Source organism: Teredinibacter turnerae T7901 (assembly GCF_000023025.1).
Taxonomy (GTDB): domain Bacteria; phylum Pseudomonadota; class Gammaproteobacteria; order Pseudomonadales; family Cellvibrionaceae; genus Teredinibacter; species Teredinibacter turnerae_B.
Window position 1 is genome coordinate 5,141,193 of record NC_012997.1, and the last position, 20,401, is coordinate 5,161,593.

General features: G+C 54.3%; 18 protein-coding genes. 12 read left to right on the forward strand and 6 right to left on the reverse strand.

Annotation, left to right across the window (positions count from 1 at the left end; all coding sequences use genetic code 11):
- Nucleotides 1-14 precede the first annotated feature (14 nt).
- A complete protein-coding gene (locus TERTU_RS20775; protein ID WP_015818360.1) occupies nt 15-401 on the forward strand; it encodes a tautomerase family protein in 387 nt (128 codons plus the stop codon).
- Nucleotides 402-409: 8 nt separating this feature from the next.
- On the opposite strand, the gene TERTU_RS20780 is transcribed toward TERTU_RS20775, so the two are convergent.
- The 4 genes from TERTU_RS20780 to metE form a co-directional block, all read right to left on the reverse strand.
- Nucleotides 410-1,351: a DUF4124 domain-containing protein gene (locus TERTU_RS20780; RefSeq protein ID WP_015817913.1), complete on the reverse strand. Its 942-nt coding sequence runs from the start codon at nt 1,349-1,351 to the stop codon at nt 410-412.
- A 54-nt stretch (nt 1,352-1,405) separates the two neighbouring features.
- Nucleotides 1,406-2,860: a TrkH family potassium uptake protein gene (locus TERTU_RS20785; RefSeq protein WP_015819837.1), complete on the reverse strand. Its 1,455-nt coding sequence runs from the start codon at nt 2,858-2,860 to the stop codon at nt 1,406-1,408.
- Nucleotides 2,861-2,917: 57 nt separating this feature from the next.
- Nucleotides 2,918-3,196: a hypothetical protein gene (locus TERTU_RS20790; protein WP_041590375.1), complete on the reverse strand. Its 279-nt coding sequence runs from the start codon at nt 3,194-3,196 to the stop codon at nt 2,918-2,920.
- Between the two features lie 152 nt (nt 3,197-3,348).
- Nucleotides 3,349-5,640 (reverse strand): 5-methyltetrahydropteroyltriglutamate--homocysteine S-methyltransferase, encoded by a 2,292-nt coding sequence (gene metE / locus TERTU_RS20795; RefSeq protein ID WP_015820569.1) that lies wholly within the window; start codon nt 5,638-5,640, stop codon nt 3,349-3,351.
- A gap of 66 nt (nt 5,641-5,706) precedes the next feature.
- Here metE and TERTU_RS20800 point away from each other — a divergent pair, with 66 nt between their 5' ends.
- The 6 genes from TERTU_RS20800 (at nt 5,707) to TERTU_RS20825 (ending at nt 12,876) form a co-directional block, all read left to right on the forward strand.
- The gene (locus tag TERTU_RS20800; protein ID WP_015817066.1) at nt 5,707-6,621 is read left to right on the forward strand and encodes a LysR family transcriptional regulator; all 915 of its coding nucleotides are present in this window, start codon (nt 5,707-5,709) and stop codon (nt 6,619-6,621) included.
- A gap of 360 nt (nt 6,622-6,981) precedes the next feature.
- Nucleotides 6,982-8,271, forward strand: coding sequence for an NAD(P)/FAD-dependent oxidoreductase (locus TERTU_RS20805; protein ID WP_015818842.1), 1,290 nt, complete (start codon nt 6,982-6,984; stop codon nt 8,269-8,271).
- Nucleotides 8,268-10,964, forward strand: coding sequence for a nitrate reductase (locus TERTU_RS20810; protein WP_015818242.1), 2,697 nt, complete (start codon nt 8,268-8,270; stop codon nt 10,962-10,964). The genes TERTU_RS20805 and TERTU_RS20810 overlap by 4 nt, the downstream gene beginning before the upstream one ends.
- A 157-nt stretch (nt 10,965-11,121) precedes the next feature.
- Nucleotides 11,122-11,826, forward strand: coding sequence for a CsgG/HfaB family protein (locus TERTU_RS20815; RefSeq protein WP_015819398.1), 705 nt, complete (start codon nt 11,122-11,124; stop codon nt 11,824-11,826).
- 19 nt (nt 11,827-11,845) lie between these two features.
- Entirely contained in the window at nt 11,846-12,223 is a 378-nt protein-coding gene (locus tag TERTU_RS20820) for a DUF4810 domain-containing protein (RefSeq protein ID WP_015818084.1), read from the forward strand.
- A complete protein-coding gene (locus TERTU_RS20825) occupies nt 12,220-12,876 on the forward strand; it encodes a DUF799 domain-containing protein (RefSeq protein WP_015819034.1) in 657 nt (218 codons plus the stop codon). The genes TERTU_RS20820 and TERTU_RS20825 overlap by 4 nt, the downstream gene beginning before the upstream one ends.
- Before the next feature lie 108 nt (nt 12,877-12,984).
- On the opposite strand, the gene TERTU_RS20830 is transcribed toward TERTU_RS20825, so the two are convergent.
- The gene (locus tag TERTU_RS20830; RefSeq protein ID WP_015819627.1) at nt 12,985-13,620 is read right to left on the reverse strand and encodes a glutathione S-transferase family protein; all 636 of its coding nucleotides are present in this window, start codon (nt 13,618-13,620) and stop codon (nt 12,985-12,987) included.
- Between the two features lie 130 nt (nt 13,621-13,750).
- Between TERTU_RS20830 and TERTU_RS20835 the strand changes: the two genes are divergently transcribed.
- The 5 genes from TERTU_RS20835 to TERTU_RS20855 all read left to right on the forward strand — a co-directional run bounded on the left by TERTU_RS20835 (nt 13,751) and on the right by TERTU_RS20855 (nt 17,896).
- The gene (locus TERTU_RS20835) at nt 13,751-14,143 is read left to right on the forward strand and encodes a winged helix-turn-helix transcriptional regulator (protein WP_015817602.1); all 393 of its coding nucleotides are present in this window, start codon (nt 13,751-13,753) and stop codon (nt 14,141-14,143) included.
- A gap of 277 nt (nt 14,144-14,420) precedes the next feature.
- Nucleotides 14,421-15,749 carry an ArsB/NhaD family transporter gene (locus TERTU_RS20840; protein WP_015817534.1) on the forward strand — a complete coding sequence of 443 codons (1,329 nt, stop codon included), beginning with the start codon at nt 14,421-14,423 and terminating at the stop codon, nt 15,747-15,749.
- Between the two features lie 367 nt (nt 15,750-16,116).
- The gene (locus TERTU_RS22300; RefSeq protein WP_015816891.1) at nt 16,117-16,716 is read left to right on the forward strand and encodes a hypothetical protein; all 600 of its coding nucleotides are present in this window, start codon (nt 16,117-16,119) and stop codon (nt 16,714-16,716) included.
- Between the two features lie 146 nt (nt 16,717-16,862).
- Nucleotides 16,863-17,366, forward strand: a complete 504-nt coding sequence (locus tag TERTU_RS22305) for a hypothetical protein (RefSeq protein WP_015820528.1) — start codon at nt 16,863-16,865, stop codon at nt 17,364-17,366.
- On the forward strand, nt 17,363-17,896 hold the full coding sequence (locus TERTU_RS20855) for a hypothetical protein (RefSeq protein ID WP_015819455.1): 534 nt from the start codon (nt 17,363-17,365) through the stop codon (nt 17,894-17,896). The genes TERTU_RS22305 and TERTU_RS20855 overlap by 4 nt, the downstream gene beginning before the upstream one ends.
- A gap of 136 nt (nt 17,897-18,032) precedes the next feature.
- On the opposite strand, the gene TERTU_RS20860 is transcribed toward TERTU_RS20855, so the two are convergent.
- Complete coding sequence (locus TERTU_RS20860; RefSeq protein WP_228378216.1) at nt 18,033-20,270, reverse strand: galactose-binding domain-containing protein; 2,238 nt, start codon at nt 20,268-20,270, stop codon at nt 18,033-18,035.
- Nucleotides 20,271-20,401 lie beyond the last annotated feature (131 nt).

Genomic DNA, 20,401 nt, shown 5'->3' on the forward strand with positions numbered 1-20,401 from the left:
TCCAGGACACCCCGATGATCGTAATTTATGGTATTGGCAGCCAATTGAAGCCAAAAACGTCTGTACTCTCCAACACGATTCACCGCTGTATGCAGCAGGTTTTAGGTTTGCCGGAAGATAAACGGGCACACCGGTTCGTACACCTGGCGGAAGAAGATTTTTACTACCCCGGCGGGCGCAGTTCTGCTTACACCGTTATCGAAATCAATATGATGGCTGGCCGCACAGTAGACACCCAGAAAACGCTGATTAAAACGTTGTTTCGCGAAATCGAGCGCGACCTTGGTCTGGCGCCGATAGATGTGGAAATCGTGATCAAGGAGCAGGCGCCGCACCAGTGGGGTTTTCGCGGCATGACAGGCGACGAAGCACGCGACCTTAACTACAAGATCAATGTGTGACGGGTGGGCTATTGCAGCGTGATGTAGCGCGGCGGAGCCCCGCGTAAAAACGCCTGCCACTGCACTTCGAGCATATCCACACCTCCTGTATAGAATTCGTCCACCAGCGCCACGGCTGTTCCCTGCGTTCCGCGCTCGTAGCGGTGGATTAAACGCGTCAGTAAGGCACGCCCTTGCACACTATTAAAAAGAAAATAACAGAAGGTGCCCGTGTAGGATTGCAAGCCATAGTTGCCGTGCCGGTTGGTGCGCGACCACTCTCCACTGTGCATGGCTAGAAATTCGCGCAAGGGCGGCAGGGATTCATCGGCATAGCCATTTACCGTGGTTCGGAACTGGCCGCGATCGCCCAGAATTCGCATATCTCCCAATTTTTCCTGCAGCAACTCCGCCTGCTCCGCCAAGCCCTCGTTCAACCAGGCCGCGGTGTGAGGCGCCAGGGTTGCCAATAGCGCATGACTGACTTCGTGGTTGATGGTGCGGAAGCTACGCGCCCGATCTTTTTGGATATAGGCCACGATCTGGTTGTCGGCGCGCAGGTACATTCCCCGCGAAGGCGGTACGTCTGGCCCAAGTTTCTCTTGCAAGTACGCGTAGTAGTCGGCCTCGTCCGCCAGAATGGTGATATTCACCGGAACGGTTTTGTACATATCGAAGAACAACACCCGGTCATACAGCCAATATACGTGGTTGACGCCAGTTTCGATCTTGCGGACTTCCGCCGCGGTGAGGCTTTGACTTTTGTCGGTAATCGCAATTTTGAAGCCGTGCCAGCGGTGCGCCTGGCTCTCGGGCACAACGTCGCTTAACTGGTCTGCGCGCGGGCGCTGATCGCTAAAATGGACTTTACCGTTGCTGTCTGTCCACTGATAAATTTCGCCATGCGCTAAAACCGCGTAGCTCAGGCACACCACAGCAATGAAACAGTAAAATGGGGTTCGGCATTCCATACGACCGAGGGGCTCCTTATTATTAGCGGCACTCGCCGGCACCGGGCGCCGATTTTAGCGTCTCCAGAACATCGGGGACAATATTGCGAGCACAGTAAAGTATTCCAGACGGCCGAGAATCATAGCGAAGCTGAGCACCCAGGTGCCGACGTCGCTCACCGGCTGAAAATTACTCCCCAGTTCACCAAACGCCGGGCCGAGCACATTCACACAGGCAGCCACCGCTGTGATTGAGGACCAGAAATCCAACCCGGTGGCCACCAGCACCAATGAAAACACCAGGCTGCTGATGGCGGTTAGAAACAAAAACGACATGGTCGCATTAAGTACCGAATTTTCGATTGCCCGGCCCTGGTAGTGGATCGAGAACATCCCCCAGTTATGCACCAGTCGTTTCATCTCCCGCGCAACGTATTTAACCGCGAGAATATTGCGCACGAACTTATTGCCGCCGGCAGTGGACCCGGCACATCCGCCCATATACCCGGCAATCACCAGGAGAAAAGTGGCCAGCACTGGCCACTCCGTAAAACTGCTCGCGCCATAGCCGGTACTGGTAATAAACGAAATCACATGAAACAGCGTGTCACTCAGCGTCTCCAGAGTCAGTTCACTATAATGGCTACTCACCAGCACCCAGGTGATTGCCGCAGTCATGGCAAGCACGGTGAGTATAAATACCCGGTTTTCCTCATCCTGCCAGTAAGCGATAAAGTCCCGCGATTCCCACACACGAAAATGCAACGCAAAGTTTATTGCTCCAGCGAGCATAAACACGTTGGAAATCATCAATAGCGTGTGACTCTGAAAGTACCCCATGCTGGCATCGTGGGTGGAAAAGCCACCGGTCGAAACCGTGGTGAAGCTGTGCGCGATTGCATCGTACAAAGACATGCCGCCCGCCCAGTAGGCAAGCGCGCAGAGCAAGGTGATCGCAAGATACACCAGCCACAAATAGTGCGCGGTACTGGCAATGCGGGGGGTGAGCTTGTCGTCTTTTATCGGCCCCGGAGTCTCGGCTTTCAACAGTCGCATGCCACCCACGTTAAGCATGGGCAATACCGCAACCACAAAAATCACCACCCCCAGGCCCCCCAGCCACTGCAAAAACTGGCGGTACATCAAAAACGTTTTCGGCATGGCATCCAGACCGCTCAGTACAGTTGCGCCAGTGGTAGTCAGCGCGCTGACTGACTCAAACACCCCATCGGTAAACGACACCCCGGTCGCATTAATGATCGGAATCGCACCAGTCACGCCCATTGCCACCCAGGTGACCACCGCGTACAGCAGTGCCGTGCGATAACCAATGCTTTGCATATTTATCCGCCGTTTGAACAGCAATAAGACGAGCGAGCAGGCGACTAGCCCCAGTGCGGGCAGGAGAAACTCCACTTCTTCATGGTCGTCGAAAATAAAATGGCTGACACCGGCAAACACCAGTTGCACTGAGCCCATTAAACCCAGGGGTAAGGCCAGTAGGAACAGTGTTAACGCACGATTATTCACTCAACAACTCCGCATGCAGCACTCAACAACGCCTGGCGAGCAGGCAATCTTTCAAGCTTACGCAAGGGAGGGGGGAGGGGCACGAATAAGTTGATGGTCGCAACTGAATCCGGCCGCGCCAGACGGAAGGCGCGCTTCCATCGCATCAGGTCTTGCTCTGGGGGACACAGTCGCTACCTGATGGACCAAAGCATCGAAATCAGCGCTGTCATCGTCCAGTTCAGCGGACGCAGCGAGCTCGCAGGCAACGGCCTGCAGAGACTCTGCCGGGAGTAGATCGGCGCGCAGCAAGGTTGAGCTGATGGCGAGAACTAAAACGAGTAACAATCGAATCATGACAAGGCGCTATCGGGTTGGCGGAGTCTGGCCGAGCAAACTCGCCACCCCAGAGGCTGCGGCAACTGCCAGTACAGCACCGATGAACCTGCCGGGAACTATAGCGCCCAAGGCGCGCAAATAAAAGCGCCGAACGTCAAGCAGGTCAGGCGCTACCCGGCTTTTTCGCGGAGTGTTTGCGCGGCATTCACCATATGTCGCAACGCTGGTAATACTTCCTCCCAACGCCGGGTTTTCAGGCCGCAATCCGGATTTACCCACAGCCGCTCCGCCGGAATCGTCTGTGCCGCGCGCGTTATAAGCGCCACCATCTGCTCCGCCGAGGGAATTGCAGGTGAATGTATATCGTAAACACCGGGTCCGATCTGGTTGGGGTAGTGGAAGTCACGAAATACGTCTAACAGCTCCATATGTGATCGACTGGTCTCTATTGTGATGACATCTGCGTCCATATGCGCGATTGCACCGATAATGTCGTTAAACTCGCTGTAACACATATGGGTATGGATCTGGGTTTCGTCTGCAACACCGTTGGCCGCTACCCGAAACGCTTCCACCGCCCAATTCAGATAGCCTTGCCACTCGCTGCGCCGCAACGGCAAGCCTTCGCGCAACGCGGCTTCATCGATCTGGATAATGCCAATGCCGGCGCGTTCAAGATCCTGTACTTCAGCGCGGATCGCCAGCGCCAGCTGCTGACAGGTGAGACTGCGCGGCTGATCGTCGCGCACAAACGACCAGTTCAGCATGGTCACCGGGCCTGTGAGCATGCCTTTCATGGGTTTACTGGTCAATGATTGAGCGTACTTAATCCAGTCGACGGTCATCGGGTAGGGGCGTTGAATATCGCCGTAGATAATCGGCGGTTTAACACAGCGCGAACCGTACGACTGCACCCAGCCGCACCGGCTGAACACGAAACCCTCCAGCTGTTCGCCAAAGTATTCGACCATGTCGTTGCGCTCGGCTTCACCGTGCACCAGTACATCAAGGCCCAACTGCTCCTGTATGGATACAGCTTCCGCGATGGCGGCGGCCATGGCCGCGCGATAATTCTGTTCGCTCAACGCGCCACTTTTATACTGCTTGCGCACCTTGCGTATATCGGCCGTCTGCGGAAATGAGCCGATCGTGGTGGTAGGAAAGGGCGGCAACGCCAGTATCGCCGCCTGCTTCTCGCTACGCTGCGGGTATGCGCTCGCCCGTTGCCCCCAACTACCATCGACCTGGGCGAAATGCTTTTGTACCGCCGCCACCGTAACCCGGCGCGACTCCCGGCGCGCACGAATGGCGCTGGCGTTGGCTGCCAATTGCCCGGCCACGCTGTCGCGGCCGTGGTTCAAAGCATGCCGCAAGAGCGTCAATTCGGCCAGTTTCTGGCGGGCAAAAGCCAACCAGCCCTGAATTTCCCGGTCCATATCGGTTTCCACATCGGCATCCACGGGGACGTGTAACAACGAACAGGAAGGCGCCAACCACAGGCGCTGTGAAAATTTCTCGGCGATGGGCGCGAGCCAGTCCAAGGTAGCATTGAGGTCGGTGCGCCAAATATTGCGCCCGTCCACCACCCCCAACGACAGCACTTTATGATCACCCAGCCAGTCGGCGAGGCGAGGCACGTCGTCGCGGCCGCGCACAGCATCCAGGTGAATACCCGCAACCGGTAACTGGCAGGCGAGCTGCAGGTTGTCCCGCAGGGGCCCAAAATACGTCGCCAGAAGCAGGCGAATACCGCGTTGCTGCAACCCGTGATAGGCGCGACTGAATGCGTGCTGCCAGTTGTGGTCCAGCTCTGTTACCAATATGGGCTCATCAATTTGTACCCAGTCGGCACCCGCATCGGCCAACTGGCTGAGCAACGTCTGGTATGCCGGCAGGAGCCTGTCGAGGAGTGCCAGCGGGTCACTGCCGTCTTTCGCTTTCGCCAGCCACAGATAAGTCAGCGGCCCGAGAATAACGGGCTTGGCGCGCACTCCAAGCCTGTGCGCCTCCGCCAACTGCGTAAGTAAACGCTCACTGTTTAGCGAGAACTGGGTATCAGCGCTAACCTCTGGCACCAGATAGTGATAATTCGTGTCAAACCACTTGGTCATTTCCGCCGCATCGCCGCCGTGATGGCCGCAGGCAGACGCCGCCTCGTCGCCCTGCACGCCGCGCGCAACCGCGAAATAGGTCGCCAGTTCAGTAGGCGGCAGGTGAGCAAAACGGGCTGGCAGGTTGCCGAGCATCACGCTGGCGTCCAGTACCTGGTCATAGAGTGAAAAATCCCCCACCGGCACCCAGTCGCAGGCCTGCTGATGTGTCCAGTGCTGCTGGCGCAATTCGCTGGCGACCCCTTGCAGTTGCTGCTCGTGTGCGTCCCCGCGCCAATATTTTTCCAGTACAAATTTCAATTCGCGCGCCGCGCCAATACGTGGGTATCCCAAATTATGCACAGTAACCACAATCGTGCCCTCCCAAGGTCAGTAAATGTTGGCGGGCAGTCTATGCAGGCTAATTAATGAATAAAAATGGTATTATTTCATTTTTTCATGAATACAATTCATATGATTGATCGAATGCATTTGCGCATCATGCGCGAAATCGATGCCCAGGGCTCACTGACGCGCGCGGCACAATCGCTTCATCTCACTCAATCTGCGCTCAGCCACGCGCTTAAAAAACTGGAGCAACAACTGTGTGTAAGTCTGTGGATAAAACAGGGGAGACAGCTCCAGTTAACCACAGCGGGCCGCCACTTATTGCTCGAAGCGCAACGGTTATTACCCCAGCTGGAGCGCCTGGACGACGCCATGGCGGACTTCGCCCAGGGCAACCGCGGCAGCTTGCGGATCGGTATGGAATGCCACCCGTGCTATCGGTGGCTGTTGACTATTGTCGAGCCGTTTCTGGCGCAATGGCCAGGCGTCGACGTGGACGTAAAACAGCAATTTCAGTTCGGGGGGATGGCGGCGCTCTTCAATTACGATATCGACATCCTGGTCACCCCCGACCCGCTTGCCCGCAGCGGTGTTGAATTCCACCCTTGCTTCGCCTATGAGCAAGTGCTCGTTGTCAGCCGCCACGATTCCCTGGCCAACGAAGAATGGATAGCGCCGCACGCGCTCTCCGACAAGGTGCTCTATACCTACCCGGTAGAGCCGTCACGGCTCGACATCTATACGGAATTTCTGCTCCCCGGCCAGTGCCAGCCCCGCAAACACAAAGTCATAGAAGCCACCGAAATGATGCTTCAGCTGGTAGCCGCCCGCCGCGGTGTGGCTTGCCTTCCCCTGTGGCTGGTGGAGCAAATGCGCGGCGAGCTGGCGATTACCACCGTGCGCCTGGGGCAACAGGGTGTGCACAAGCATATTCACCTGGGTGTGCGCCAGGAGGCAGAATCGGCCAACCCCTTTATCGCGTCATTTCTCGCCAGTGCACGTTAAGGAAATCGGCAGTGTGTGTGATCACTGTCGATGAGTACATTGCCGATGTGTAGATTGTCGACGCTCACATATCGGCGCTACGGCGCAGCCTCACGCTCAACGCAATCACGCGCCCTGATTTGGATCAGTTATAAAGCGCCACTAAAATTTTCGTTACGCCAAAGATATTTACACTCCCAAACCATGGTTTAAATCTTGCTCACAAGCTGTAAACCTTTGAAAAAACGCAGATTCATAAGAAATATGCACAGATATAATGCATTTGTTTAAGTTTGTGGTGCATTTTATTTCACAAAACCCGCATGAGTGAGCCAAAATTTGGTACTTGACTACCATTTAGAGCACCAAGAATACGCATAGATGGAAAATTCACAACGACATTCACAACGACAAGACACTCGACTTGAGCTGGTTATTGTTGGCAATGGTATGGCGACCGGGCGGCTCCTCGACGAGCTACTCAAGCGCGGCTGTGGCCAGTTTCGTATCACCGTAATTGGCGATGAACCCGAAGGCAGTTACAACCGCATCATGCTGTCACCTGTGCTGGCAGGCGAAACCGAGCGCGCCACCATTATTCATAAAAGCCCCGCTTGGTTTGCGGCGCAGGGAATCAGGTTTATCGCAGGCAAGCGCGGTACTCAGATCGACAAAGATAAGCAGATTATTACCCTGGACGATGGCCAGCGACTGGCGTTCGACCAGCTGGTTATCGCCACCGGCTCGCGCCCGGCCGCGATTCCGGCCAAAAACCAGACCCTCGAAAATATCTTCAGCTTCCGCACCTTGGTGGATGTCGATACCATCACTTCAGCCGCGCGCAATGCCGCCAACGCCGTGGTGATTGGCGGCGGGCTGTTAGGCCTGGAAGCGGCGTATGGGCTGGCCCTAAAAGGCGTCGCCGTCACCGTGGTACACCGCAGTGGCTGGCCCTTAAACCGCCAGCTGGACGCGACCGCTGGTGCTATGCTGCAGTCGGTGATGGCCGCCAAGGGTGTTGCTTTCGCGCTGAGTGCCGAGGTCGCCAGCTTCGAGGGTGACCATACAGGCGCGGTCAATAAAGTCGTTCTCAATGACGGCCGCGAACTGGACTGCGATCTGGCAATTATCGCCACCGGCATTACCCCCAACCGTGAGCTGGGGCAGGACAGTGATATTGCCTGCGGCCGCGGCGTCCAGGTCGACGCCCTCATGCAAACCTCTGCGGCAAACATCAGTGCGCTGGGCGAATGCTGTGAGTTCGAGGGCGAGACTTTTGGTCTGGTAGAGCCTATTTGGCATCAGTGCGTCACCCTCGCAGATCGCCTCTGCGGTAACCGCCTCACACCGTTTCGCAATCCCCAGGTCGCCACCAAACTCAAGGTGTCCGGGGTGCAGCTTTATTCCGCCGGGGAGTACATCACACGGCCGGAACATCGCGAGATAGTCCTACACGACTGCCGCCATCAGGTGTATCGTAAACTTCTGTTGCACGAGAATACGCTGGTAGGCGTGGTCTTATTCGGTGACACCCGCGACGGCAATACCTATTTTGAATGGCTATCCGCTGCGCAAACACTACCTGTGCAGGTGTCCACACTCACTCTCGGCAAAAGCTTTTTAACCGAATCTACTCCCGTGCAACTCCCTCAGGCGGCGGCAATCCCATGACAGACGACTCCTTAATCGCGGTGCAGCCTGCCGCCAGCCAGCATAAAACCACCTGTTGTTACTGCGGTGTAGGCTGCGGTGTAAACGCGCAAGTGAGTCACAGCACGGTGATTGCTGTGAGCGGTGATCGCAACCACCCGGCAAACCTGGGCCGGCTCTGTGTTAAGGGTACGGCACTGCACCAAACCAGTCAGTCGCCAGATCGCCTGCTGCACCCGATGGTTAACGGTGTACGCTCCACTTGGGACGCCGCACTCGAGCACACCGCGAACGGCTTCCGCCGCATCATCGATGAACACGGCCCTAACGCGGTGGCGTTTTACCTCTCCGGCCAGTTGCTTACCGAAGATTATTATGTCGCCAACAAGCTGATGAAAGGCTTTATTGGCACTGCCAATGTGGATACAAATTCACGCCTGTGTATGGCGGCCGCGACTGTCGCCCATAAAAAAGCCTTTGGCTACGACACAGTACCGGGCTGTTACGAAGATCTGGAAACAACCGACCTGCTGGTGCTGGTCGGTTCCAACACCGCCTATGCCCACCCGGTGGTGTTCCAGCGCATTGTTAAAGCCAAGGCCGAACGACCCAAAATGAAAGTGGTGGTTATCGACCCGCGCCGCACTGCCACCTGCGATATTGCCGATTTGCATTTAGCTCTGCGCCCCGGCGCTGATGCCTTTCTGTTTAATGGCCTGCTCAGCTATTTGGCGGACCACGACGGCTTGGATCAGGACTTTATCAACAGCAGCTGCGAGGGCTTGGACGCGGCACTCGCAACCGCCCGTGCTCAGGTTCCCAGCGTGGCCCAGGCGGCTACTATTTGCGATGTCCCCGCTGCCGATCTCGAGCGGTTTTATCAGCTTTTCTGCGCTACACCAAAGGCGGTTACGGTGTTCTCGCAGGGCATAAACCAGTCGTCTTCCGGGGTCGATAAGGGTAGCAGTATTATCAACTGCCACCTGGCCAGCGGTAAAATTGGCAAACCCGGCGCTACCCCCTTTTCCATCACCGGTCAGCCCAACGCCATGGGTGGCCGCGAAGTCGGCGGGCTCGCCAACCAGCTCGCGGCACACATGGGTTTCGATAACCCCGCCCATATAGACAAGGTCGCGCGCTTTTGGCATGCGCCCAATATGGCGCAGCACGAAGGCTTAAAAGCGGTCGACATGTTCGAAGCCATCCACCGCGGCGAAATTAAAGCCGTATGGATAATGGCGACCAATCCGGTGGTAAGCATGCCGGACGCGAATTTTGTGCGCGAGGCGCTCGAGCGCTGCGAACTGGTGGTGGTGAACGAATGTATTGCCAACACCGACACCGCCAAACTCGCCAATGTGTTGCTACCCGCGACCACATGGAGCGAAAAACACGGCACAGTTACCAACTCTGAGCGATGCATCTCGCTGCAAAAGGGGCTGGTACCTGCGCCCGGTGAAGCGCTTAACGACTGGGATATTCTCTGCCGCTTCGCACGTAAACTGGGCTTTGAGCAGGGTTTTGACTACCAGCACCCGGTGGATATTTTCCGCGAGCACTCAGCTTTGTCGGCCTTTGAAAACAATGGCGAGCGCGATTTCGACATCTCGGCTTTCGCCACCATCAGCAAAGCAGATTACAACCAGCTTGCCCCTGTCCAGTGGCCTGTCAATGCCGCCGCGCCCAACGGCACCAAGCGGATGTTCAGCGACGGCCGGTTTTTCACACCGAGTAAACGGGCACGGCTGATTTCAGTTACCGCGCGCTTCCCCAAAAAGCCGCCCAATAACGGCCAAATGATCATGAACACCGGTCGTATTCGCGATCAGTGGCACACCATGAGCCGCACCGGCAACGCACCGCATTTAATGAGCCATATGGATGAGCCGGGTGTGGATATCCATCCGGCGGATGCCAAACAACTTGGCCTGAGCGAGGGCGAACTGGCGGTGCTCGAAAACCTCGGTGCCCGCTACCTGGGCCGGATAAAGCTGAACGACGGCCAGCGTCGCGGCGAAGTGTTTGTGCCCATCCACTGGAACGACCGCTTTGCCAGTAGTAGCCGAGCCGACGCCCTGGTCAATGCGATTACCGATCCTATTTGCGGGCAACCTGAATTCAAACATTCTCCCGTCAAAGTGAGCGCCTACAAACCCGTCTGGCAAGGTTATTTGCACACCACCCAGGATCTCGCCCCGGCCAGCGATTACTGGTGCAAAATATTGCTGGCCACAGGCTTTAAGTACCGCCTCGCCCACAATGCCGAGTGCGACTGGGCGAAGTGGCTGCGCAGCGCCTACCCGCAAGTAAACGACTGGGTGGAAATCCGCGATTCTGCACGCGCGTTTTACACCGGCGCCGGATTTGTGAACGGTGCGCTGGTGGTAGCACTCCATGTCTCACGCGACGGTAAAGACGTCGCCGAGCACCGTTGGCTGGACGATCAACTGGGTCAGCCCTGCGACCTCAACCAGCGCTTTGCCGTGCTGGCCGGACACGGCGGCAGTGATGTCGAAGACGAAGGGCGAATCGTGTGCTCCTGCTATCAGGTCGGCGAAAAGGCGATCGTAAAGGCGATTGCCGAGGGCGCACACAGCAGCGCAGCGCTGGGGGAAAAATTACGTTGTGGCACAAACTGCGGTTCGTGCTTACCTGAACTGAATCAACTGGTGAATATTCACTACCTCGCGAAGTTGGCAACAGCCGTCGAATAAACATATCATCCGCCCGGCCACGCCGGGCATCTGCTCGCTTGTTCTCCATTCAATGCGCCAAAATACGGCGTAACCCGTTAACAAACCGTTACCCGTGGTTCAGGTTCGGCTTGCTAGAGTGCGTGGTCTGCGAAATCGACAATTAAGGAGCACCACCATGACTTCAGCCACAACCCTGCGCCTGCTCTTGATCGGCGTGTTGTTAAGCGCCGCTGGCTGCAGCACCACTGAATCCCACAAAACGTTGGAAACAGCCAAAGTTCAAAGCTACGGCACGGTTTACAACGGCGAAAAAACCACCCTGACTGTCGCCAAATTTGAAAACCGCTCCGACTATATGCGTGGCCTGTTTTCCAGCGGCAAAGATCAGCTCAGCAGCCAGGCCAAAACCATTTTGCTGACGCACCTGCAGCAAACCAACCGCTTTAAACTCGTCGACCGTGAAAACCTGGACGAGCTGCAGTTCGAAGCCAGCACGCGCGGCAACCAGCAAGCTCTGAAGGGCGCGCGCTATGCGGTAACCGGCGCAGTCACTGAATTTGGTCGTAAATCCGTTGGCGACCAGCAATTTTTCGGCGTGTTTGGCGCGGGTAAAACACAAATCGCCTACGCCAAGGTCATGCTGAATGTTGTTGATGTTGTGTCCTCGGAAATTGTTTACTCCGTACAGGGCGCTGGCGAATACTCATTGAGCGAGCGCGAAGTACTCGGCTTCGGCAGCAACGCCGGTTACGATTCCACCTTAAATGGCAAGGTGCTCAATCTGGCGATTACCGAAGCGGTCAACAATATGGTCAAAGACCTCGACAGCAAAGCGTTGCAGTTACTCGCCATCAATCAACAGTCACGCACATTTTTCTAGCGTCAAAGACTAACGGATTATGCAAAAGCTCTTTATCAGCGGCCTGTTGTTGGCCGCACTTTCGGCCTGCACCGCAACTCGCGGTCCGGGCCAGCTTTACTACTGGGGCGATTACGAAGACCTCATTTACCTCTCCTACAAAAAGCCGGGTAATGCAACGCCTGCCGAGCAGATTGAAAGGCTTAGCAAGGTCATCGACCGGGCGCAAACCGAAGGCAAAGCCGTTGCTCCAGGCGTCTATGCCCAACTCGGCATGATGTACGCCATGGTGGGTAATCAGTCTGCAGCCGAACAAATGCTAATGGAGGAAAAAGCCCGCTTTCCGGAATCGACCGTGTTTATCGACGGCATGCTGGAGCGCGCGAAGCAGATGCGAGAGGAGAGGGCCGCGCAATGAACAAAGTCATCGTTTTAATCTGCCTTGCAGCCACCTTGCTGCTGAGCGGTTGTGACACCGCCCCGCAAAAAGAGAATTCTCTAATATATACCTACGCACCCCGCTCGATTCTGGTGATTCCGCCGATGAATAACTCAGTCGACGTCAACGCCAGCTACACCTTTATGAGCACCCTGAGCCGACCGTTAGCGGAGAAGGGCTACTATGTGTTCCCGGTGGCCGTCATTGATAATTTCCTGAAAGAAAATGGCTTGCCGACGCCCGCAGAAATGAACGGTATCGCATTGGATAAAATTCAACAGCACATCGGCGCCGATGCCGTACTGTACGTATCTATTGACGACTGGGGACAAAAATTTCAGCTGGTTTCTTCTGTGACCGTCGTACGCGCCACACTAACCATGGTGGATACAGCAACAGGCACGGAAATTTGGAAAGCCAGAGTCAGCGGTTCCGACTCCAACTCCAACTCCAACCAACAGGGCGGCGGCATTGCCGGAGCGATACTCTCTGCGGTGGTGAGCCAAATTGCTAACTCTTTGCAAGACAACACCTATGAGCTGTCCCGCCAGGCCACCACCCGGACTGTAGCAGCTGATTTGCCTAAAGGCCCTTATCGACTGGAAGCAGAAGCTGCAATGGGCGCAAAATAAGCGTTTGGCGAGCACGGATAAACAAGCGATTAGCTGCTTATAAAGTAGGGGCGGGTAACAGGGTAGAACCGCCCGGAGATCACTCCGGCGCGGCTTCTTGGAAAGGTATTAAGCTCCGGTAATACCCATTTTTTTCTTCGCTAGCGCAATCTCTTCTCGTGATTGCATTCCGCGGTACCAACTCTCCACTGCCGGGTAGTCGGCAAAACTGATATCACTCTGTTCGCCCGCCTCAAAATACGCAAACGCCACATAGTCCGCAACACTCAGGTTTTGTCCGGCAAAATAGGGCTGCGCCTGCAAATGTTTCTCGATGGCGGGCAGCATTTGCAGAATAAAGCCATTTGCTTCTTCCAGGTTGGCTTCGTTCGGATCGCCGCCGCCCACCAGTGCACGAATGTGCTTTTCGAAAAAACACACAGTGAACCAGCGGCCCAGATGGTTGGTGAAAAAATTTAACCACTGATCCACCAGCGCACCTTCATAAGCCGAGGTGGGTAGCAATTCGCTGCCCTCCACCTGCGCCATATATTTGCAGATAGTGTTGGATTCAAAAATCGCTTTATCGTCGTGCTCGAGCGTCGGTACCTTACCCAGCGGGTGGCGTTTGAAATGCTCGGGCGTTTTCAGTTCGCCTTTGGCTGCGATCATTTCTACATAGTCATAATCCACGCCCAACGCTTGTGCCACATAAGCAGTTTTGGCGGTGTTGGCTGCGAAATTAAATCCTCGAATCCGGTACATTGTGGTGCTCCTTTTAGAAAGCCATTAAAGTGGTACAACAGCGAAAACAAACTCACTTGCAAATTGCAAGCGTATGCTAGGCTAGTTACTTTTATTATGCAAGTTACTATTTTATGTTAGGATTTTGGTTATGACTGAACTGCCAAACCTGACTGAAGACGATTTTTTCCGCTCCCCCTGTCCCCTGGCGTGCGCGCTGGACATTGTGGGGGACCGGTGGTCGCTGGTCATTCTGCGCGACCTGATGTTCTTTCAAAAATCGGTGTTCAACGACTTTCTCACCTCGCCTGAAAAAATTTCCACCAACATCCTCACCGACCGACTTAAACGGTTAGAAGGGCTCGGCCTTATCCAGCGCAACCAATACCAGGCAAAGCCTCCCCGGTACAAATACGAACTGACAGAATTCGGCCAGACGTTGCGCCCGGTGATGGCGGAACTGGTGCGCTGGGGCCAGACCCACTTGAGCAAACAATCCCCACTCTCCGAGGCCCAATTACGCGGCACAACTACATCAACCTAGCAATCGGTGGTCTGCGGTTTAAAGATCATTGAGTGATAAAAAGCATTCTGATGTGTCTCCAGCGTTAGCGTCCAACTTGCTGTTAATGCACATCACTTGATGCTGGGCAGGTTTTTTTTAGATTTCTCTGTTTATAGAGCGCAGGTAGTGTATTACTTAACCTTATAATCAAGCTGCACTCGCTGAAAACGACGCCACTGGCTACGCTTGTGGGCCAGACCGCAGAGTAGCCAGCCGCTTGATTAGGTCGCTTTAACACAGTTGTCGGAGATATTTCATGCTCGAAGAACTCACCAGCCCGATGATCTACGCGGGCGCGATCCTCTGTATTACATTTATCGGTATTTTCACGGAACACTTTCACGGAGTGGAACGTGCCAAATTCGCCATGGCTGGTGCAGGCGCGATTATTCTTCTTGGGCAGTACTACGGGTTTTACACGCCGGAGCTGGCGCTGGAAGCTATCGATTGGAACGTGGTGTTTCTGCTTGCGATTATGATGATTATTGTCTCGATCATGATCAGTACTGGCGGGTTTGAACACCTGGCGCAAATGCTCGCACGGCTCAGCGGCGGCTCGCAGTTTCGCTTGCTGGTATTGCTGGGCACCGCGGTCACAGTGATCTCGCTGCTGCTGGATAACGTCACCACCGTGATTATTTTCGGCCCGTTGATTATCTTAATCTGTCGCTCCATGGGCGTATCGCCCATACCCTATCTGCTGGCAGCGGCCCTATTATCAGACACCGGAGGTGTGGCGACCCTGGTTGGCGATCCACCTAATTTGATGATCGGTTCCGCCGCAGGTATCGATTTCAATACGTTTTTTATCCACATGGGCCCACCGGTCCTCATCGCCTGGCTGGGCATTTTGATAGCGCTTAAATTTTTGTTTAAGAAAAATCTGGAAGCCCGGGTCGAGCACACTTTCGATCACGTCGTCGCATACAAAAATCGCCGTCTGTGGCAAAAGGCGCTGGTAATCATGGGAATTATGGTGGTGCTGTTTGTCTATCACCACCAACTCGGTTGGGAGCCCTGGATGGTTGCCGCCCTCTGCCTGACCATGCTGGTATTTATGTCGCGCAAAGTCGAGTTGGAACATGTGACTGCACAGGTGGAAACACCATTGCTGATGTTTTTCATTTCGCTGTTTATTCTCATCGGCGGAGTAGAGCATTCCGGCCTGTTGGAATTGGTAGGTGAAGCCTTTCGCCCGGTCATTGTAGAGCACCCACTCGCCGCGGCGCTGCTGCTGCTATGGGTCGCGGCCATACTCTCTGCATTAATCGACAATATTCCATTTACCGCAGCGATGATCCCGGTTCTGGTGGGCTTGCAGCACGACGGTGTCAACGTCAGTGTCATGTGGTGGGCGCTGGCAATGGGTGTCGGCATGGGGGGCAATGGCTCGCATATCGGCTCCACCGCCAACGTCTATATTGTCACCATTTCCGAGCGCCTCGCCCGCGAAACCGGCAACCCGGAACTGGCCATCACTCCCGGCATCTGGTTCAAAAAAGGGACCCCGGCGATGCTGGTTACCCTGGTGCTATGCAGCCTGTTTATCTGGCTGGGCTACGACTTTCTCTACGTCGAGCTATAGGTCGAGAGTCTGTTAACGCTAGAGGCAATGGAGAAATCCAAACAACAATATCTATGGGGCGGATTTTCTGCCCTTTTTACTTCTTGCCCTTGTTACTTCTTATAGTCACATTAGCCCGGCAAGCCCACTTAGTGAATCACTCCCACTTCGAACAATGCCGGTGCTTAGCTACACCACCCGTTCGCTTGTCGGTACGCATTGCCAAGCTAATGGGAGTTAAGCTAAGCAAGCTTTGCGAAAAGCGCCACACCTTTATACTTTATAGAGAAGTAACATAAATCTCTGTGCGCGTGCACAGGCATGCCCTAACCATCTTCACCAAACGGGCGAAATTTTGCCTCAGAATTAAAGTAATGGAATTTGTTGAATGGACCACAACAACCCAATCGTTTACGACGCCTTTGGTCAGGCGTACGAACTTATAATTGGGCACAACCAGCCGAGCAATCACAGCCTAGTGGCATGCGTAATCCGTAACCACGAACTGGCCCTGCAGTTCATCGCCGGCTTGGGTCTCGCTGATCACCAATGGCGCAGGCTCTTAAACGGACTGGAAACCTCAAATCCGCACCAATCTGTGCTCGCCAGAGCAGCGTCTTTGTTCAGCCACGGGCTAATCCGGTTTTTCAAATTACCCAACTTGATAGACGCCACCCCTATCCCGGTAGACCAGGGTAAAGCACTGGTTTTTTCGGCACAGGGCACACAGGCGCGGAGCATGTCGGGAGCCGAAAATATAGCGATAAAGAAACGGACAGACGCTGAAAAGTACGTCGGCGTACTTAGACAGGAGCAACTAGAACAGGCGCTGCGCGATACGGGTTTAGACATTTCGCACCCGCAGAACACCACTCTTCGAGACCCAACCCAAACACAAGAAATGCTAGTTAAAGCATTGCTCAGCGGCGAAGCCTCAGTCTGGAGAATTGACCATCGTCCACACCACCGAGCACTAAATCCGGTGTAGCAGACGTCAGTACCGCAGCCGAAATCCCCGGCAACCGGGAAGTTCCGCTCGGACCCGAACCAACAACCTCGGCGACCGTATATAAACGCGAACATACGGATGGTGCAACAAGAGACCCTTACACGTTACAGACTGACGGCAAACCCTTGGGTGCTAAAGAAGGCGTAATGCCAAGGGAGTATATAGGGTTAAAAGCACTTCCTGCGAATCACAACCAGTTAGTTGAGGAGGGATTTCCCGATTTGGATTTCGAATTCGACCCCGGAAAATTTGCAGGCGACTATAAAAATTTCTTAACAGCTGAGCCTGTGGTACTTTCGCCAGGCACAAAAATCTATCGGATAGTAGATGAGAAAGCAGCGCTGGCCGGTTCATATTGGGCACTCGCACTTCCGGCAGGCAAAGCGGAATGGCGCAGCAATTACGCCGTCAAAGATTCATGGAACGACAATGGTTATTTCACCGAATACACCGTTCCCGAAGGTGAAGGCCTTAAAGTATGGAAAGGTAGAACAGCAGGGCAGGAGTATCTGCAGCACAACAACAAAGAGTTTTACTTGGAGGGAGGAGACGAACAGCTTTTCCTCGCGCGAGATTCGATTTCTCCTCTCCCTAAAAAACATACCAAATGGGAAGATGCAAAATTATGAGCGCCGTTACAAGAGAAGAATTATTGCTCCGGTTGTTCGGTAGCGATGCATATATGAACGCTTTTGCCGACTACTATATTCGCGGTCTGGAAGTCGCAATTAACGCCTTTTCTGTGTTTGAAGATCTATTGCAAAATAACGCCTCCTGCGCTATTCCGAATATGCAGGTTGAGCAATGGCGAGAAAGAGTTATACCTAACTTCAAAGGAATGCAACAAAATGCGCGCGAAGCCAAAGATAATCTATTGCGCGGTAAAACCAGCACAATGCGTTCCGCTGCAGGTAATCTACGCGGAATTTCCAAAGATATGGATGGTATCGGCTGGGATTGGTGGCATGAAATAGACTCATCTTACTGGAAGCAGTACGTTGAGTATTCAAATATCGCCGAACAAATGGGAAGTAATATTTACTACACACTATCAAACTATTGGCATTCAGGCGAAGTAATTAAAGAGTCCATCACAGGACCTGTTAGCGAGTCAGAGTTGAGAGCACAATTAAAACCCGGGGAAACCTACCCTATATAAACCGGCGTTTAAAAAGCCGACCCTACCTATTGAATAGCTGCGCACTCTTCCAGCAATCGCGCTATTTCCCTGGCTTCGCTGATAAAAAAAGGGCCAGCAACAGCCAGCCCTTTCTCACAATGCTAGCGAGAACTGCTTAGTAAACTTCAAAATTCCAAATTGAATAGCCATACCCCGTTGCTCGTTCAACACCGAGCATTCGCACATAGCGGCCAGAGCCATTAATGTTAATCACCTCTTCTCCGCCAATGCCCTTAACATTGGCGACGGTTGTCCAGGTGGTTGCGTTGTCGCTGATTTGAAGCTGATATTCAGTCGCGTAGGCGGCTTCCCAATTAAGTACCACTTTAGACAGGGATTTCGCGCTGCCAAGATCCACATATATCCATTGATCATCGCTGAAGTCGCTCGCCCAACGGGTGTTAGGGTCGCCATCTACCGCATAACGGCCAAACCAGTAGTCACCTTCGGCACTCGACACTGTCACCGGTTGGTTAAGTGCATAGTCGGTAGTGTTATTGCCGCCGTTGCCAGCCGAACCGTAGACCTCAAATTCCCACAACGAGTAACCCCAGCCGGTGGCCCGTGCCTGGCCGTATAAGCGAACATAGCGACCGCTGGTGCTCAGACTGATACTGTCGATGCCGCCATCGCTTGCGCTTGTGCTGTACACCGTCGACCACACGCTGGCATCATCAGAAACTTCAATACGATATGCTTGGCCGAAAGCGGTTTCCCAGTTCAATTCGACGCGCTCAATATCATAAACGCGGCCCAGATCCACGTAGATCCACTCATCGTCGCTGGCCGTGCTTGCCCACCGGGTTCCCGGATCACTGTCGAACGCGCGGGCTGCCGTTAAATCGGGATTTTCCGCAGATGAACTCACCGCGGGTTTGCCTGCAGCAAGGTTGCCACCCGGCTCAGGCGTGAGCGGAGGAGTAGGGCCTGGGTTGTCATAACCCGGTAGATTGTAAACCCGCACCCAATCAACAAGTGTCGATACCGGGAATTGTGCTTCCGGTACAATCCCACCACCGTAGGTGTAACCAGAGGGTCCGCCGACGCCGGCGCTTAGAATAATGTAAAACTCGTGTTCGAACGGAAACCATTCCGCGAAGTAATGGGAGTATTCAGAAACGTGCACCCGGCGCCCATCAATCACCCGTGTCGCAGACTCGCCGTTACCATCTACAGCAAATGCGCCACCGTCGTTCAGGTAATGAACATGATATACATTACCGTCGATATCCCACTCCAGCCGGTCCGAATACCAGCTAAGGCTGTAGGTGTGAAACCCGGTGCTGCCTGCGTTGGGGTCGCCAGCCAGGGGCGGGTAGTTGCCATAGCCAGGGTTGCGCAACGCACTGCTCCAGCGCGTGCTGTATTCGCCGTCCACCGCCAGCCCGGCCGACAGATCGCTCGCCTGCAGGCTGGAAGCTGTGGTCGGCTTGCCGAGAGCCACGTTGACACCATTAGCATAGACCTCCATTTCAAACAGGGAATAGCTCCAATCCGTGCCGCGCTCGGTGCCATACATGCGAATATAGCGACCACTGCCTGCCGCGTTTATAACGTCCAGGCCGCCATCACCCGATGTCGTGTCATAAATGGTTTGCCAGTTGGCGCCGTCGTTCGACATTTGAATCAAATAGGACTTTCCGAACGCGCCCTCCCAATGCAATTGCACCTGGTTGACGCTATAGCTCTGGCCAAGATCGATACTCAGCCATTCTGGCTCGTCTGGTACCTGTTGATCCTTAAAACTGTAGTAACCGCCCTGGTGGCCGTGATTCCAGTCCTGATAGAGATTATCTTCCCAGAACCACGCGTAGTGAACAGTGCCGAGATTATGAAACGGGATCGAACCAACATACTCCATAATGTCGATCTCGCCACCCTGTGGCCACATCAAATAATCGAAGCCCGGTGGGATTTCGTTGGGCATTAACCAAAACGCAAAGCCCTGGCCCTGATAGCGCACGTCGCGGGGCCATACACGTGCCGACAATTTTGTACCAGGGCCAAACGCGACCTTGCCTTGAGTGTTAATGCGGCCGCTGGTGTAGTCGCGGTCGATATAGAATTCGTTGCGGGTGGTAATGGCAAGCACGCCACCATCTGCACCCGCAACGTTATTTAAAAAATGAATATTTTCCGGGCGATCAGTTGCCCGGTCCAACTGGCCTGTACCCCAGTTGCCGTTTATACCGGTACCGGTTTCAATATTCCAGGTTTGCGAGTTGAGGCTGCCCTGATTAAATTCATCAGACCAGATGAGTTCCTGCGCGTTGCTAAGCACCGCAGTACCAGTCAGCGTAAGCGTAAAGAAAAGAGTTTTAACACGATAAAAGGGGAAATGACGAGATAACATATCGCCTCCTGAAGGGTGAATTTTATAGGTCGATATTACTTTTGCGATTACCGAAAATTTCGGCATCTCTTGCTTATTCCCAACCAAAAACACGGCGGGAATACTGCCTTCTCGACCTAAAAAATAACTTC

Coding starts and splice junctions, on each gene's coding strand:
- TERTU_RS20775 (WP_015818360.1), top strand. CDS start 15: ATGATCGTAATTTATGGTATTGGCAGCCAATTGAAGCCAAAAACGTCT.
- TERTU_RS20780 (WP_015817913.1), bottom strand. CDS start 1,351: ATGGAATGCCGAACCCCATTTTACTGTTTCATTGCTGTGGTGTGCCTG.
- TERTU_RS20790 (WP_041590375.1), bottom strand. CDS start 3,196: ATGATTCGATTGTTACTCGTTTTAGTTCTCGCCATCAGCTCAACCTTG.
- TERTU_RS20800 (WP_015817066.1), top strand. CDS start 5,707: ATGGTATTATTTCATTTTTTCATGAATACAATTCATATGATTGATCGA.
- TERTU_RS20805 (WP_015818842.1), top strand. CDS start 6,982: ATGGAAAATTCACAACGACATTCACAACGACAAGACACTCGACTTGAG.
- TERTU_RS20810 (WP_015818242.1), top strand. CDS start 8,268: ATGACAGACGACTCCTTAATCGCGGTGCAGCCTGCCGCCAGCCAGCAT.
- TERTU_RS20815 (WP_015819398.1), top strand. CDS start 11,122: ATGACTTCAGCCACAACCCTGCGCCTGCTCTTGATCGGCGTGTTGTTA.
- TERTU_RS20820 (WP_015818084.1), top strand. CDS start 11,846: ATGCAAAAGCTCTTTATCAGCGGCCTGTTGTTGGCCGCACTTTCGGCC.
- TERTU_RS20825 (WP_015819034.1), top strand. CDS start 12,220: ATGAACAAAGTCATCGTTTTAATCTGCCTTGCAGCCACCTTGCTGCTG.
- TERTU_RS20830 (WP_015819627.1), bottom strand. CDS start 13,620: ATGTACCGGATTCGAGGATTTAATTTCGCAGCCAACACCGCCAAAACT.
- TERTU_RS20835 (WP_015817602.1), top strand. CDS start 13,751: ATGACTGAACTGCCAAACCTGACTGAAGACGATTTTTTCCGCTCCCCC.
- TERTU_RS20840 (WP_015817534.1), top strand. CDS start 14,421: ATGCTCGAAGAACTCACCAGCCCGATGATCTACGCGGGCGCGATCCTC.
- TERTU_RS22300 (WP_015816891.1), top strand. CDS start 16,117: ATGGACCACAACAACCCAATCGTTTACGACGCCTTTGGTCAGGCGTAC.
- TERTU_RS20855 (WP_015819455.1), top strand. CDS start 17,363: ATGAGCGCCGTTACAAGAGAAGAATTATTGCTCCGGTTGTTCGGTAGC.
- TERTU_RS20860 (WP_228378216.1), bottom strand. CDS start 20,270: ATGTTATCTCGTCATTTCCCCTTTTATCGTGTTAAAACTCTTTTCTTT.